We start from the raw sequence: 13,707 nt of genomic DNA on the forward strand, positions 1-13,707 counted from the left end.
ATTACCGAGACGATCGCGCCCAGATGCCCCGGCCCCAGACGCCAAAGATGGAGATCGGTTTGTCGCCGTCGCTCTCGACGGTTTGGCGCAAGGTGTCCGCCAGACGCCGGTCCGGAATCATATCGAGTAGGATCGCGCAGGTGTCCCGGATCAGGCCGTACGACCAGCTTGCGATAACGCCAGCGCCAATGATGCCCGCAAGCGGGTCCATCCAGAGCCAACCAAAAGACCGCGCGAGCAGCAGGCCCGCGATCACCAGCACGGAAACCGCGGCGTCGGCGATGACGTGGATGATGGCGGCGCGCATGTTGTTGTCACGATGCGCCGCGCCGTGCGCGTGCTCTTCGAAGATGACAGGATAGTCACGCCGGCCGATCCGCAGACATGCCGTAAAGGCGTGCGGCTCGGGAATCTCCTCGACCGATTCCAAATAGCCGTCTTGCTGCTGCATCGTGAAGAGCCGCCGCTCACCATCAGGGCGCACTGTTTCAATCGACGTTGCTTGCGCGGTGAGAGCGCCGCCGCTCACGACGCGGAGCCGGAAACGCGGCGGCACGCCGTCCTCGAACACTTCAAGGCTGACGATGCCCGCTTCAACTGCAATGCGGTGCGCTTCGTCATGGTCATGCTCGTGGCGTGCATGGCTGTGGCCGTGGTGATGTCCGCCGCTGCTGAGCAGCCAGGCGCTGGCGACGTTCACCGCCAGGCCGAGACAGGCAATCGGAATGGCCTCGCGGAAGTGGATCGGGACCGGCTCGAAGAGTCGACCGGCCGATTCGTAGGCAATCAGCAGGGCAATCATTGCGAGAATGATGGCGCTGGTGAAGCCTGCGAGATCGCCGAGCTTGCCGGTGCTGAAGGTGAAGTTGGAATTGTCAGCATGCTTGCGGGCGTAGGTATAGGCGAGGGCGGCCAGCAGAAGCGCACCGGCGTGCGTGCTCATGTGCAGGCCGTCGGCAACGAGCGCGATCGAGCCGAACAACAAGCCGCCGACGATCTCGGCGAGCATCATGGCCCCACACAGCCAGATCACGGCCCAGGTCTTGCGCTCGCTCCTCTCGTGCCCCTCACCGAGGAAGACGTGGCTATGGAACGCCGAGGGGTTGCCGTTGTCGGTCTCAGCCATGGCAGACCTCAGGTCAGGTAGGAATGGATGATTTCGACCAGCTCTTCCGCCGCCTGAGAGCGCGGATCGCCCTGTTTCGCCGACGGATCGACCAGATGCTCGAGGATGTGGTCCTCGATCACCTCGGCGATGAACCCATCCAGCGCGCCCCGGCAAGCGGTGGCCTGTTGGAGAATGGCGGCGCACGTCGCCTCCTCTTCGATCCGCCGCTCGACGGCATCGAGCTGGCCACGAATGCGCCGGAGTCTCATGAGCAGCTTGCGCTTCTCTTTTTCTTGCGTGGTGTGCGACACTGGGCTTGATCCTATCCTGGAGGGGGGTATATATCCCGACACCTGCCCCTTGTCGAACCCGTTCGAGGCGGCGGGCCAGAGCAACCGTAGCAAGGGATTCGATGAACCCCCGACCTAGCAACTGCCCGGGACGATCGAGAGACCCCGGGGGCATCGGCACGCCGAGCCCCTGATCCCTTGCGCCTCCCGGGTCGAACCAATCGATCTGAGAAGAAGGAGGCGCGGAAGATGATCGCCGCATTTCGCAACGTTCGCCCGGCTGCAGCCCGGCCGGCGAATTCGTCAAAAGTCACCCGAGACCTGGTGTGCCTGCTCGGCCTCGACGGTCTGCCGATGGCGGCAACGAAGCTCGTTTGCCGTTGGCATCGCAGTTCTGACGGCCGGTTGGTGTGCAGTTGGGAACCGGACGCGGCGTACCGGCCTCAAACCGGGCAGAGCGAGGGCTTGCTCTAACTCATTGCCCGTTCGCGGCCGTCGTCGCACCCAAATGCATGGCGATTAGCCTGTCAGATACGATTTCATCGACTCGCGTTCTTCGATGATGAAGTCGAAGAATGCGGATATGCGCGGCGTTCTCCTGAGATCGGGGTGCGCCAGCAGGCGCCAGCTTCGCGACAGCTCGGCAACCGGCCCCAGCACCCGGACAAGATCCGGCTCCGCATCTCCCAGCGCGGCCGGCAGCGGCCCGACCCCGAGGCCGGACTTCACGGAATAGATAAGGCCAAGGACACTGTTGGCGCGCGCCGCCATCTTGGCCTGCGGCGCCACATCCCTGAGCCACTTCGCGGCGCGATGGTTGCTCAGCGTGTCGTCGAAGCCCACCAGATGATGAAGAGACAGATCCTCGATTCGTTCCGGCTTGCCGTGGTGCTCGATATAGGCGCGGCTGGCATAGACCGCCCAGATCGAGTCGGCGATCTTGCGGCCCACCAGCTCGTCGTCCGTATCGCCTGACCGGAAGGCGACGTCCGCTTCGCCTTTCGACAGGTCCAAATAACGATCGCTGGTCACGAACTCGACCCGCAGCTTGGGATGGCGCGCATGGAAACGGTCGATGAGCTTCGATTGCGTCATCCGGTAAACGATCGGCTCCGGGCAGGTGACCCGGATGACGCCGGTCAGGTCCAGGGCGGTGTCGGTTACCCGACGCTCGAAGTCGGTAACGGCGACCTCGACGCGTTCGGCGTAGGGTAGCAATGCCTCGCCTAATTCGGTCAGCCGGTAGCCGCTCGGTTGACGCACCACCAATTGCCGTCCGATCCGCCGCTCGAGCTCGCTGAGCCGTCGATGAACGGTCGATTGACTGAGGCCAAGCGCCTTTCCCGCCGCGATCGTGCTGTGGTTGCGCGCGACTGCCAGGAAGTATTTGAGGTCGGCCCAGTCGAACATGTTCCGATTATGCACTTCTGCCGCCTCGTTTCTCAATGTTGCGGCTCCCCCAGTCATTCGTTGGCGCGTAGGTTTCGCCGGCTCGCCGTCGCCCGTTGCGCGGAGATTGCGATGAGAAAAACACTACGGCTGCTGTGCCTGGGACTGGTCTCGCTTGCCGCAATCCTTCCCATTTGCTGGTTGCCGGCGAACGCCGAGATATGTCCGCAACAAGTGAAAATCATCGTGTCCTATCCGGCCGGTTCGCCGGACGATCTCGTGGCGCGGATCCTCGCGCAGAAGCTGTCGGAGGCGGGTAGCCGATCCTACGTCGAGAACAGGCCAGGGGCGAGCGGGATGATCGGCACAGCCGCCGCTGCGAGGGCGCCGGCGAACGGGTGCACGATGGTCATCGTCAACCAGAACTTCGTCGTTCAGGCGGCTACCAACGCAAAGATCTCGTATGACGTTCCCGATAGCTTCATGCCCGTGACGTTGCTCGTCGCCGCCCCAGAGACGATTTCGATCAATCCCTCGGTCCCGGCGGCAACACTGAAAGAGCTTATCGCCCTCGTGAAAGCCGACCCCGGCAAGTACAACTATGCTTCGCCCGGATATGCGTCGTCGCCGCATCTGGCGGCGGAGTGGCTGTTCAAAATCGCCGAAGGGCTCGACGTCGCCCACGTACCGTTTCAAGGCGGCCCGCCGGCCGCGGCTTCAACGGTAGCGGGGCATACCCAGATCCTGTTTCTCACCCTTCCGATCGTCGCTCCGCTCGCGAAGGAAGGAAAGCTGCGCCTGCTGGCCCTGGCCGACAAGACACGGTCTGCGGCGTTTCCGGATGTTCCGACGCTCGAAGAAGCCGGCGTTCCGGGCCACGAGATCGGCTATTGGAACGGACTACTGGTTCCCAAGGGGACCGACAAGGACGTCGTTGACCGACTGCATCGGCAGGTCGCTCGGATCATGTCGTTGCCGGACGTAAGGGAGCGACTGGAAGGACTCGGGTACACGCCGATCAACGGTTCGGCCGAAGCCTTCGCGGCACGCATGAAGGGAGAGCTGGTCGTGTGGAGAGACGTCGTTCGCATCGCCGGCATCAAAACTGCAGACTGATCCGACACGCCATATCAACCGATCCGACGTCATCTCGGATGCGCCAGGGATAATTCATGAGCTTCCAATCGTTGCTCGCCGTTGCGCAGCGCCTGAATGCGTCCGTGGAGACGCTTGCAGCCATCGCTGCCGAACTGCAACTGCGGCAATCCGGCATGCCGGCCGATCCCCGCGTCCGTGCGCGCTTGCGGGACGTCATAGGGAATATCGAACCCGGCCTGCTTGACGGTCTGTCGGGAGATCAGCCGGCAATCGTCCTGGCGTCGATCAATGCGTTCTTTCGTCAGGCTCTTGACCTGATCGACGATCCGGGCCGCCCGCCGGGTTGGTCCTTCAAGGACCCCGTCATCCTGCAATCCTACGGACAGATGTCGCGTGGCGTGGTCCATGCAATCGACGAGCTGGCCCCCCGGTTGCCGGAGTTCAACGATACATTGCGGCGACCTGGGACACTTCTCGACGTCGGAACCGGAGTCGGTTGGCTGGCGATCGAAGCAGCGCGCACCTGGCCTGCGCTGCGCGTCGTCGGTATCGACCCTTGGGAGCCGTCGCTCGATCTGGCGCGGCAGAACCTCGAGAATACCGGTATGGCGAGTCGAATAGAGCTTCGCGAGCAACGACTGGAGGATGTTTCCGATCGCGATGCGTTCACCCTGGCCTGGCTCGCGGCGCCCTTCTTGCCGCCTGAAGTCGTTGCGACAGCGCTGACGACGATTCGCCGTGCGCTGAAACCCGGTGGTTGGCTGGTGTTCGGGCTCTTCGCATCCCCACCCGATTCGCTGGGACAAGCTTTGACCGCCTTGAAGGTCGTGCGGTCGGGCGGACATCCTTGGAGCAACGAGGATGTGGAGAGCAAAATGCGCGACGCCGGCTTTGAAGAGATCAAGTCGTTCACACCGCCCCATCTCGCACGATTTACCGTCGGCAAGCGCCCGCGACATGACCGCTGAACCTTCCGCTGGCGACACTGCCGGGCGAGTCGCGACGCGCAGGCAGTTGACCGAGCTGGAGCGCGGTTGGAGCCACAGTGCACCGCTGATCAGGCGCTGGCTTGGGGAGGCGACGTCGGCAATGCTCGGCATGGCTGGCGTGAAACCCGGCGCTCACGTGCTCGACGTGGCCGCCGGTGCCGGCGGCCAGACGCTCGACATCGCCCAGCGGGTGGGACCTCGCGGTTCTGTGCTCGCAACCGACATCGAAAACGCCCGATTCGACGCAGTGGTCTGCCGGATGGGTTTGATGCTGTTCCTTGATCCGTTGCAGGGCCTGCGGGAAATGAAGCGTTGAAGCCGGACGGCGGCGTCTGCTCTATGGCGCTCTCGGCGCAAGGCTTACGGGGTCGCCGTTCCGGATGGTCTCCGGCGGATTGTCGATGACCCGATCGGAAGGCGCGAGCCCCGCCGTCACTTCGACTGAGTCGCCAAAGTCGCGGCCCAGCGTCACTGCCCTCAGCGCCGCCTTGCCGTCTCCATCGATCACCGCCACATGCGCGCCGGTACCGCCGACGACCAGCGCTGTCGCCGGCAACCGGACCATGTTCGGATCGGCCGGCAGCTCGAGATGGACCTGGGCATAGACGCCGGCAAACAGCTTGCCGTCACCGTTGTCGGCCTGCAGCTCGACCAGCATGGTGCGCGACTTCGCATCCATCGCGTTGGACATGGTGGTCACCTCGGCCTCGAAGGTGCGGCCGGGATATTGCGGCATATCGAAGGTCGCCTTCTGTCCCGCCTGCACATAGCCCGACAGCGCCTGGGGAACATGCACATAGACGCGCACGCGATGCAGGTCGGCGAGCTCGAACATTGGCTGGCCCGAGTTTCCGGAGCCGATCAGCGCGCCAATGTCGGTGTTGCGCGCCGTGACGACGCCATCGAACGGTGCCGCCAACTGCTTGAACGATTCCATGGTCTCGAGCTGCCGCACATTGGCGGCATCGGCGTCCATGAGCGCCTTCTTGGCGCTGGCGTCGGCTGCCGAGACGTCCGCGACCTGCTGAGCGACGTAGTGCTGCTTCAGCAAGGCGTTGTTGCGGTTCGAGGTGACCACGGCGATGTCATAGTTCGCCTTGGCACTTGCCAATGCCGCCATGGCCTGGGCGAGCTGCTGATCGAGGTCGGGTGTGTCGATCGACGCGAGCACCTCGCCCTGCTTGACGTGAGCGCCGATATCCTTGTTCCACTTGGCGAGGTAGCCGTTGACGCGGGCGAAGATCGACGCCCGGTAGAAGGGCTGGATGGTGGCCGGCAGGGTGAGCGGCCGTGTCGCGCCACCATGCTCGATGCGGGCGAGCGCGACGGTCGGCGCGAGCTGCTGTTGCGTCCAGTTCTGCACCTGCTGCCTTGCCTGCGAGCGCTGTACGAGGCCGGTGGCGACGATGCCGCCGGCGCCGAGCAGGAAGATGGCGCCGGCCAGTAGCAGGCGTCGGCTGGTTGGTGTTCCGGCTGACGTAGGGGACATCGGTCGCTCCATCAGGCGGGACTCGGCAAGGCGAGCGGCAGGGGATGGTGGCCGCGTTGCTTGCCGCCGTGCACCAGGCTGAACAGGGTGGGAACCAGGAAAAGCGTGGCTGAGGTGGCGAACAGCAGGCCGCCGATGACGGCCCGGCCCAGCGGCGCATTCTGGCCGGGTTCGATCGCCATCGGCAGCATGCCGATGATCATCGCGAGCGCCGTCATCAGCACGGGACGGATGCGCGTCGTGCCGGCTTCCAGCGCGGCCGTGACTGCATCGGCGCCCGCCGCAAGCCGCTCGCGCGCGAAGGAGATCACGAGGATGCTGTTGGCCGTGGCCACGCCCATGCACATGATGGCGCCTGTGAGGGCCGGCACCGAAAGCGTCGTGCCCGTCGCAAACAACGACCAGACGATGCCGGCGAGGGCGGCCGGCAGGGCCATCACGACGATGAAGGGATCTACCCAGGACTGGAAATTGACGACGATCAGCAGGTAGATCAGCACGACGGCGAAGGCGAGGCCCGTGAACAGTTGCCCATAGGCGCCGGTCATGGTCTGCGCCTGGCCACGCAGCACGACGCTGGCTCCCTTGGGCAAATCGTGCGCGGTCTCGGCCATGGCGCGCCGCACGTCGGAGGCTACCGCGCCGAGATCGCGATCCTGGACCGTGGCGAAGATGTCGATGACCGGTCGGACGTTGTAGTGCGAGACCACCGCGTTGCTCTCGGTGCGATGGATGGTCGCCAGCGCCCCCAAGAGCTGTGGATCGGTGCCGGCATTGGTGCTCGACGTAACGGGCATGTTCTGCAGGCCGCTCAGCGTGTCGATGTCGCGCTGCGGGGTTTGCACGGAGACGGGATACGACACGCCGGTCTTGGGATTGAGCCAGTAGGTCGGCGCAGTCTGGGTGCTGCCTGAAAGGGTGGTGAGGAGGGCGTTGGCTGCATCCTTCTCGTTCAAGCCGACCAGGCCGGCCAAGGATCGATCGACGTCGACGCCGATTGTCGGCTGCTGGAACGCCTGCTCGAGGCGTGCATCGGCGATGCCAGGGACGGTCCGGATGCGTGACAGGAGCGTGTTGGCGTAGGCGCGGCTGGCCTGCAGGTCGCTGCCGACGATCTGCAGGTCGATCGGAGCGGGGGCGCCGAAGTTCAGGATCTGGCTCACCATGTCGGCCGGCAGGAAGGCGAAGGACGTACCCGGGAAGCGCCGCGGCAGCTCCTCGCGCAGGCGCTTCACGTAGCCCGCGACCGGGGCATGCTGCGGCTTCAGACTGATCAGGATGTCGCCGTCGCCGACGCCGATAGTGCCCGAGTTGTTGTAGGCCATGTTGATGCCGCTGACGCTGAGCCCGACGTTGTCGACGATCCCGTCGAGCTCCGAGGGCGGAATGACCTGCCGGACAGCCGCGCCGACCCGGTCGGCGAGCTTGACGGTGTCCTCGATACGCGTACCGGTGGGCGCCCGGAGATGCAACTTGATCTGGCCGGTGTCGATTTCGGGAAAGAAATCCGCGCCGAGATAGGGCGCCAGGCCGAATGACAGCAGCGTGAAGCCGAAAAAGCCCGCGATCAGGCGCCCGCGGTGGCGCAGGCCGAGCTGCAACAGGCCGCCATACACCGAGCGCACCGCTTCGAAGCCCAGCTCGAAGCGACGCTGGAGGGCAGCGAACGGGTTATGGCTCGCGGCGCTCTCGTGGGCCGGCTGGTGACGCAGCAGATACTTCGCCATCGTCGGAACCAGGGTACGCGACAGGATGTAGGACGCGACCATCGCGGTCACGACCGCTTCGGCCAGCGGACGGAACAGGTAGCCGGCCACGCCGCCCAGGCTGAACATCGGTACGAAGGCGATACTGATGCAAAGCATCGACACGGTGGCCGGCACGACGATCTGCTGCGCGCCGTCGAGAATCGCGAGCTCGATCGCCTTGCCCTGCTCGAGATGCCAGTTGATGTTCTCGATGGTGACCGTCGCCTCGTCGACGAGGATGCCAACTGCGAGCGCCCAGCCGCCGAGCGTCATCACGTTGATCGTCTCGCCGAGCGCCGAAAGCACGGCGAGCGAGGCCAGCACCGAGAGCGGAATGGACACCGCGATGATGACGGTCGAGCGCCAGCTGCCGAGGAACAGCAGGATCATGAGCGCGGTCAGGCAGGCGGCGATGGCGCCCTCGCGGACCACGCTCGAGACGGCACCGATCACGACGCCGGACTGATCTCCCACAGCCGCCAGATTGAGTCCGGCCGGCAGGGTCTGCTTGACACCGGGCAGCAGGCTCTTGACGCCGTCGATGATCCTGAGCGTCGACGTGGCGCCGGACTTGATGACCGACAGGAGCACGGCGCTCTTGCCGGCGACGTGCACGACATTGGTCTGCGGCGGGCTGCCGTCGTGGACGTGGGCCACGTCACGCATGTAGATGACCGTGCCGCTGACGGTCTTGATCGGCAGGTTGTTGAAATCGGCGAGGGCCGACGGCGAATTGTTGAGCGCGACGCTGTATTCGTAGGTGCCGATCTTCTGCGTCCCGGCCGGGATCGTGAGGTTCTCCGCCGAGAGCGCTGCGATCACGTCGTTGGCCGAGATGCCATAGGTGTGCAGCGCCTGCGGGTCGAGGTCGGCCTGCACCTGGCGAACCTTGCCGCCATAGGGCAGCGGGATCGCCGCTCCCCCGACCGAGGCAAGCTGCGGGCGGACGAAGCTTGTCGCTTGGTCAAACAGCTCGATCTCGGACAGGCGGTCGCTCGAGAGCGCCAGTTGCAGGATCGGAACGCTCGAGGCGTTGAAGCTCAGGATCAGGGGCGGCGTGATCCCCGCCGGCATCTGCTTCAGCACCGTCTGGGACATTGCCGTCACCTCGGCGAGTGCTGCGTTTATGTCGACGGACGGCTGGAAGAACACCTTGATGACGCCGTAGCTCGGGATCGACTGCGATTCGATATGCTCGATGTTGTTGACGGACGTGGTCAGCGCCCGCTCGTAGTAGGTGACGATGCGGCCGGCCATGTCGTCGGGCGGCAGGCCGGTATAGCTGAAGACCACAGCCACGACCGGGATCTTGATGTCGGGAAAGATGTCGGTCGGCGTGCGCAGCGCGGCCCCGACGCCCATGATCAGGATCAGGATGGCCATGACCACGAAGGTGTAGGGCCGGCGCAGCGCCAGTTGGACGATGCCGGTCACATCCAGTCCCGGGTTGGATGCGGTCGCGCAGGCAGCTTGGCGAGCTGCAAGCGCGGTGGTGTCCGCTCAGTAGCGACGTGCACGCCCGCCGGCGGCGGCGGGGGCGGCGGGTCTGCCGCGCCGACGACGGCGAAGAGCACGGCCGCGCCCAGCACGAGGACGATCAGCGCCGTCGCCATCAGGTTCGACGCCGCGCGCTGCGGCGTGACCACATGGTCCTGCCAGCGATAGGGAATTCGACCATCGTTCATCATGCGACCTATGTGAGCGATCACTTGGGAACGGAAAGGGCAGTCTCAATTCGATTTCGGCATGGCATCATTCAACATGGCGTCGGGGACGCAGCGTGAATGATCCTCAGCGTCGCAGGGCACGCCATACGCTCTCGCACAGCACGGCCGACATGCCGATCACCAGCAGGAGGCCGACATAGAGCGATGGCGCTTCGAAATACGCGGCGACGGCGCCTGCCCAGACGACGAGCAGGATGCACAAGGCGAAGGCACCGTCGTCGACGAACAGGCCGGCGATCTCGCGGCCGATGCGGGCCAGCAGCGTCGTCATGCCGTCACCGCTGCACGCCGCGCCATCCGCGACAGCGCAAGTCCCAGCACAAGGAACAGCAGCGCGAACGCGACGACCGCAGCGTCGCTGCCGGGCCAGTGGACGCCCAATCCTTCGCCGGTCCAGAACACGCCGAACGCCGACAGCAGGACGCCGACCGAGAACTTCAGCGTGTTCTCCGGCACGCGTGCGAGCGGCCGACGAAGCAGCACGCCGATCGCGAGTACCAGCGCGCAGGCGGCGAGCGCGCCGAGGCTGGCCGGCAGCAGCAGGCCGTGGCCTGCCCCGACCGCGATGACGATGAACACGACCTCGAGCCCTTCGAGCACGACGGCCTTGAAGGCGGCGAGTCCCGCCAGCACGGCGGTGCCGCCGGCGAGCTGAAGCGTCTCGCGCTCATAGGCGAGATCCTCGTCGGGCAGGGCGATCCGGCCGGCCGCGCGCAGGATCGCCTTGCGCAGCCAGCGAAGTCCGAACAGCAGCAGCAGCACGCCGATCAGAAGTCGCAGGGGCCGCAGCGGCACCTGGTCGAGCACCGGTCCAAGGGCGGCGACGATCGCGGCCAGCGTCGCGAGGCCGGCCAGCGTACCGAGCGCGGCCGGCCGCCAGCCGCGCACAGTGGCAGCGGCGAGGACGATGGTGAAAGCCTCGACCACTTCCACCAGCGAGCCGAGGAAGGCGGCGGCGAGGGGCGGGGAGGCGGTGGCCCAGGAAGTCATGGTGATGTCCTAGCTCGAAGCCCGTGCCGAAGCTCATGAAGGAACGTCATGGCGCGATTTGCCGGGCGAATGGCGGGGGCAGGCGGGCGCCGCGACAGGGGAGGCGACGCGCCCGCCTGCGGCGGCCAGGGCTAGTGCCCGGCCGCGAACTCCTGTCGCGGCGGCAGGTCGAAGTGGGAGGCCTTCATCTTCGCTTCCAGGGTGGCGATGGTACGGGTCGGATCGCTGGCGCAGTCCGAGGCGATCAGCGCGTTCTCGGCAACCGGCGCAGCGATCGCGGGCAGCAGGCTGTTGTACTTGCGGGCGAGCGCCTTGCAGTACTCGCCGTCCGCGGACCGAGTTTCGCGCTGCGTCTGGGCCAGGGCGACGCCGGGCAGTGCGATGACGAGCGCCACGAGGAAATGCATGCGTTTGGTGGGCATGTGATGATCCTTGCTGTTGTGCATCGACAGCGATCGCTGTCGCGACACAGCCTCGGCGAGCGCCGGCGCGGCGTGAAATCCAATCATCCTATGGCGACATGCGTCGCCCGAATGAGCTGGCGACAGGCTTCGGGGAACTAGAGGTTTCGCGTGACGCGCCTGACGAGGCCGCGCAGCCATCGGTGTGCGGCGTCGTCCTCGACCCGCCGGTGCCACAGCATGGCGATCGTCAGGCTGGGCGAGGCGATCGGTAGCGGCAGGACCTGCAACGGTGCCTCGGCGGCAAAGACGCGCGCCGCGCGCCCGGCCAGCACCGCGACCATGTCCGACTGCGCGAGGATCCCGGCGGTGGCCAGCAGCGGCGCATGCAGGGCGACGCGGCGCTCCAGGCCGAGCCTGGCCAGCGCGTCGTCGACGAAGCGCGTGCCCTCGCCGGTCGAGGAAACTTCGAGATGCGTGAGGCCGGCGAAGTCGCGCGCCGCGATCACTCCCGTGTCGTCGATCGCAGGATGCCCTTTGCGCAGCACGCAGGCGAAGCGGTCGTCGAGCAGGCGCATGTCGGAGAAGCGCTCGGCCGGTGCGGCCAGGCTGCCGAGCGCGAGGTCGATCTCGCCGCGGTCGAGGCGTTCGGCGATGTCGAGCGTGCCGCTGGGGCGAAGCTCGAGCGTCACCGCGGGAGCCTCGCGCGCGACGGCGGCGGCGAGCGGCGGAGCGACCACCAGGGCGGCGTAGTTGTTGACAGTGACGGTGAAGCTGCGTTCGACCTGCTGCGGCTCGAAGGGCCGGGCGCTCTCGAGGGCAGCGCCCAGGTCGGTCAGGGCCTGGCGGACGGAGGGGGCGAGGCGGGTCGCCTGCGGCGTGGGCTCCATGCCTTCCGGCGTGCGCACGAACAGCTCATCGCCCAGCGCGGAGCGCAGGCGGCCGAGCGCTTGGCTGACGGCCGGCTGGCTCATGTTGAGCTTCTCCGCGGCGCGCGTGGCGCTGCGCTCGTGCATGACCGCGTCGAAGACCACGAGCAGGTTGAGATCGAGGCGTCGCCAGTTCATCTGCCTTCCGGAAACAGCGCGGCCGCCAGACTAGCCCGTCGGTAAGCTGCATGTCGTCATATAGTCGTCGAATATCTCGCGCGCTTCGCCGTCGGCGACGCTGGATCGTGGCAGCCGGAACGCGACGGAGCGCCGTCGGCTGGGACCGGCCGCCGTTCTGGATGACGGTCGCGCCGGGCCGCGTCTGGGGCGGCGTGATCACGCAGCCCGCGCCGTTCAGCCGATTGCCCCGGCGGTCGTAGGGAAGCCGTACTCGTCGGCGATCGCGACCTTGTGCAGATCGGGTCGGCGGCGAGGCGATGTCGACGATCGGCGCCGACTGGACCGGCGGCTGGTCGATCGTGCGGGCGCTGGCGGTGCCTACGGGCTCCCCGTTCCTCACGTCAGGGAGCCCTGGTGGCGTGCGCGTGGCGCCAAGCCAAAACCTTTGTAGACTTCGCCCAGGCTAAATGCGCGCACGGGTGATAGTCGTTGCAGGAGGCACATTCCGTCCGGCTGATTCCAGCCGGACGGAATGTGCTCTAGGCGTTGGCTTCCATGGAGGTCGAGATGCAATTCAACAGGCGTGAAATCGTGCAGCTCGGGCTCGTCGCCGCCGGTGCGACCGTCGCTCGGCCCGCGACGGCCCATCACGGCTGGACGTGGGCCGAGGACGAGCAGAGCACGCTCGCCGGTACGGTCGTATCGATTTCGATGGCGCCGCCGCATCCGCAGCTCCAGGTGAAGGCGGGCGACGGCGTGGTCTGGCTGGTCGATCTCGGCAATCCCGGGCAGACCGAGCGCTCGGGCTTCACCGCCACCTCCTCCAAGGCAGGCGACGCGATCGTCGTCCTGGGCAACCGCGACAAGGACAAGACCAAGATGCACATGAAGGCGGTGCGCATCACGGTCGCCGGCAAGAACTACGACATGTACCCCGAGCGCATCCGCACCAACTGATGCCGCTCGTCGACTGGCTCGGCGCCTGGCCGGGCGCCGTCCTGCTGCGCGATTCGGGGACGGCATACCTCTTCGTCAACGCCGCGCACATCCTGGGCGTCGGGCTGCTGGTCGGCGCCATCCTGCCGCTCGACCTCTGCCTGCTCGGGCTGTTCCGCGCCGTGCCGCTCGCGGTGATCGCGCCCTTCCTGTCGCGCGTCGCCGCGACGGGGGCAGGCCTGGCGATCGTCACCGGCCTGTGGCTGTTCTCCGTGAAGCCCGCCGAGTATGTCGGCAACACCGCGTTCCTGTGCAAGGCGGCGCTGCTCGCAACAGCCCTCGCCAACGTGGCGCTGCAGCACGGTAACCACCGCTTCGCGGCCGCCGTCGCGGGCGGCGTGCTGCCGCCGACGGTGCGTCTCGCCGCGGCGGCTTCGATCCTGCTGTGGCTGTCGGTGCTGGTCGCCGGCCGCTGGATCGGCTTCGTCTAGCC

Annotated in this window: 17 protein-coding genes; 7 read left to right on the forward strand and 10 right to left on the reverse strand. The window is 66.3% G+C overall.

Going from position 1 to position 13,707, the window contains the following annotated elements; all coding sequences use genetic code 11:
- Position 1: 1 nt before the first annotated feature.
- Both dmeF and J0J01_RS13850 read right to left on the reverse strand, forming a co-directional pair.
- Positions 2-1,126, reverse strand: a complete 1,125-nt coding sequence (dmeF, locus tag J0J01_RS13845; protein ID WP_296381488.1) for a CDF family Co(II)/Ni(II) efflux transporter DmeF — start codon at positions 1,124-1,126, stop codon at positions 2-4.
- Between the two features lie 8 nt (positions 1,127-1,134).
- Complete coding sequence (locus J0J01_RS13850; protein ID WP_296381490.1) at positions 1,135-1,419, reverse strand: metal/formaldehyde-sensitive transcriptional repressor; 285 nt, start codon at positions 1,417-1,419, stop codon at positions 1,135-1,137.
- Positions 1,420-1,647: 228 nt separating this feature from the next.
- Between J0J01_RS13850 and J0J01_RS13855 the strand changes: the two genes are divergently transcribed.
- Positions 1,648-1,872, forward strand: coding sequence for a hypothetical protein (locus tag J0J01_RS13855; protein WP_296381491.1), 225 nt, complete (start codon positions 1,648-1,650; stop codon positions 1,870-1,872).
- A gap of 45 nt (positions 1,873-1,917) precedes the next feature.
- On the opposite strand, the gene J0J01_RS13860 is transcribed toward J0J01_RS13855, so the two are convergent.
- Complete coding sequence (locus J0J01_RS13860) at positions 1,918-2,808, reverse strand: LysR family transcriptional regulator (protein ID WP_296381493.1); 891 nt, start codon at positions 2,806-2,808, stop codon at positions 1,918-1,920.
- A 111-nt stretch (positions 2,809-2,919) separates the two neighbouring features.
- On the opposite strand from J0J01_RS13860, the gene J0J01_RS13865 reads away from it, so the two are divergent.
- Genes J0J01_RS13865 through J0J01_RS13875 form a run of 3 tightly spaced genes read left to right on the forward strand, consistent with a single transcriptional unit; the run spans position 2,920 to position 5,190 of the window.
- A complete protein-coding gene (locus J0J01_RS13865; RefSeq protein ID WP_296381495.1) occupies positions 2,920-3,903 on the forward strand; it encodes a tripartite tricarboxylate transporter substrate-binding protein in 984 nt (327 codons plus the stop codon).
- A gap of 56 nt (positions 3,904-3,959) precedes the next feature.
- The gene (locus tag J0J01_RS13870; RefSeq protein WP_296381496.1) at positions 3,960-4,853 is read left to right on the forward strand and encodes a class I SAM-dependent methyltransferase; all 894 of its coding nucleotides are present in this window, start codon (positions 3,960-3,962) and stop codon (positions 4,851-4,853) included.
- On the forward strand, positions 4,843-5,190 hold the full coding sequence (locus J0J01_RS13875) for a class I SAM-dependent methyltransferase (RefSeq protein ID WP_296381498.1): 348 nt from the start codon (positions 4,843-4,845) through the stop codon (positions 5,188-5,190). Before J0J01_RS13870 ends, J0J01_RS13875 begins: the two co-directional genes overlap by 11 nt.
- A 21-nt stretch (positions 5,191-5,211) precedes the next feature.
- Here J0J01_RS13875 and J0J01_RS13880 read toward each other — a convergent pair whose 3' ends face one another.
- From J0J01_RS13880 to J0J01_RS13910, 7 genes are all read right to left on the reverse strand, one after another.
- Entirely contained in the window at positions 5,212-6,363 is a 1,152-nt protein-coding gene (locus J0J01_RS13880) for an efflux RND transporter periplasmic adaptor subunit (protein WP_296381499.1), read from the reverse strand.
- A gap of 11 nt (positions 6,364-6,374) precedes the next feature.
- On the reverse strand, positions 6,375-9,545 hold the full coding sequence (locus J0J01_RS13885; protein ID WP_296381501.1) for an efflux RND transporter permease subunit: 3,171 nt from the start codon (positions 9,543-9,545) through the stop codon (positions 6,375-6,377).
- Positions 9,542-9,799 (reverse strand): hypothetical protein, encoded by a 258-nt coding sequence (locus tag J0J01_RS13890; protein WP_296381502.1) that lies wholly within the window; start codon positions 9,797-9,799, stop codon positions 9,542-9,544. Before J0J01_RS13890 ends, J0J01_RS13885 begins: the two co-directional genes overlap by 4 nt.
- A gap of 103 nt (positions 9,800-9,902) precedes the next feature.
- A complete protein-coding gene (locus tag J0J01_RS13895; RefSeq protein ID WP_296381504.1) occupies positions 9,903-10,109 on the reverse strand; it encodes a hypothetical protein in 207 nt (68 codons plus the stop codon).
- Positions 10,106-10,828 carry a TMEM165/GDT1 family protein gene (locus J0J01_RS13900; RefSeq protein WP_296381506.1) on the reverse strand — a complete coding sequence of 241 codons (723 nt, stop codon included), beginning with the start codon at positions 10,826-10,828 and terminating at the stop codon, positions 10,106-10,108. Before J0J01_RS13900 ends, J0J01_RS13895 begins: the two co-directional genes overlap by 4 nt.
- A gap of 131 nt (positions 10,829-10,959) precedes the next feature.
- A complete protein-coding gene (locus J0J01_RS13905) occupies positions 10,960-11,337 on the reverse strand; it encodes a hypothetical protein (RefSeq protein ID WP_296381507.1) in 378 nt (125 codons plus the stop codon).
- A gap of 50 nt (positions 11,338-11,387) precedes the next feature.
- Positions 11,388-12,296, reverse strand: coding sequence for a LysR family transcriptional regulator (locus tag J0J01_RS13910; RefSeq protein ID WP_296381510.1), 909 nt, complete (start codon positions 12,294-12,296; stop codon positions 11,388-11,390).
- 107 nt (positions 12,297-12,403) lie between these two features.
- Between J0J01_RS13910 and J0J01_RS13915 the strand changes: the two genes are divergently transcribed.
- From J0J01_RS13915 to J0J01_RS13925, 3 genes are all read left to right on the forward strand, one after another.
- Positions 12,404-12,538 (forward strand): hypothetical protein, encoded by a 135-nt coding sequence (locus J0J01_RS13915; protein ID WP_296381512.1) that lies wholly within the window; start codon positions 12,404-12,406, stop codon positions 12,536-12,538.
- 307 nt (positions 12,539-12,845) lie between these two features.
- On the forward strand, positions 12,846-13,235 hold the full coding sequence (locus J0J01_RS13920; RefSeq protein WP_296381513.1) for a DUF6152 family protein: 390 nt from the start codon (positions 12,846-12,848) through the stop codon (positions 13,233-13,235).
- Positions 13,232-13,705, forward strand: a complete 474-nt coding sequence (locus J0J01_RS13925) for a DUF6644 family protein (RefSeq protein WP_296381740.1) — start codon at positions 13,232-13,234, stop codon at positions 13,703-13,705. Before J0J01_RS13920 ends, J0J01_RS13925 begins: the two co-directional genes overlap by 4 nt.
- Positions 13,706-13,707 lie beyond the last annotated feature (2 nt).

It is taken from the genome of Reyranella sp. (genome assembly GCF_017305915.1).
GTDB lineage: Bacteria > Pseudomonadota > Alphaproteobacteria > Reyranellales > Reyranellaceae > Reyranella.

What these genes read in the sequence shown, in the direction of transcription:
- J0J01_RS13920 (WP_296381513.1), top strand. Translation starts at nt 12,846, where the DNA reads ATGCAATTCAACAGGCGTGAAATCGTGCAGCTCGGGCTCGTCGCCGCC.
- J0J01_RS13900 (WP_296381506.1), bottom strand. Translation starts at nt 10,828, where the DNA reads ATGACTTCCTGGGCCACCGCCTCCCCGCCCCTCGCCGCCGCCTTCCTC.
- J0J01_RS13860 (WP_296381493.1), bottom strand. Translation starts at nt 2,808, where the DNA reads ATGTTCGACTGGGCCGACCTCAAATACTTCCTGGCAGTCGCGCGCAAC.
- J0J01_RS13875 (WP_296381498.1), top strand. Translation starts at nt 4,843, where the DNA reads ATGACCGCTGAACCTTCCGCTGGCGACACTGCCGGGCGAGTCGCGACG.
- J0J01_RS13855 (WP_296381491.1), top strand. Translation starts at nt 1,648, where the DNA reads ATGATCGCCGCATTTCGCAACGTTCGCCCGGCTGCAGCCCGGCCGGCG.
- J0J01_RS13870 (WP_296381496.1), top strand. Translation starts at nt 3,960, where the DNA reads ATGAGCTTCCAATCGTTGCTCGCCGTTGCGCAGCGCCTGAATGCGTCC.
- J0J01_RS13880 (WP_296381499.1), bottom strand. Translation starts at nt 6,363, where the DNA reads ATGTCCCCTACGTCAGCCGGAACACCAACCAGCCGACGCCTGCTACTG.
- dmeF (WP_296381488.1), bottom strand. Translation starts at nt 1,126, where the DNA reads ATGGCTGAGACCGACAACGGCAACCCCTCGGCGTTCCATAGCCACGTC.
- J0J01_RS13865 (WP_296381495.1), top strand. Translation starts at nt 2,920, where the DNA reads ATGAGAAAAACACTACGGCTGCTGTGCCTGGGACTGGTCTCGCTTGCC.
- J0J01_RS13910 (WP_296381510.1), bottom strand. Translation starts at nt 12,296, where the DNA reads ATGAACTGGCGACGCCTCGATCTCAACCTGCTCGTGGTCTTCGACGCG.
- J0J01_RS13890 (WP_296381502.1), bottom strand. Translation starts at nt 9,799, where the DNA reads ATGATGAACGATGGTCGAATTCCCTATCGCTGGCAGGACCATGTGGTC.
- J0J01_RS13905 (WP_296381507.1), bottom strand. Translation starts at nt 11,337, where the DNA reads ATGATTGGATTTCACGCCGCGCCGGCGCTCGCCGAGGCTGTGTCGCGA.
- J0J01_RS13895 (WP_296381504.1), bottom strand. Translation starts at nt 10,109, where the DNA reads ATGACGACGCTGCTGGCCCGCATCGGCCGCGAGATCGCCGGCCTGTTC.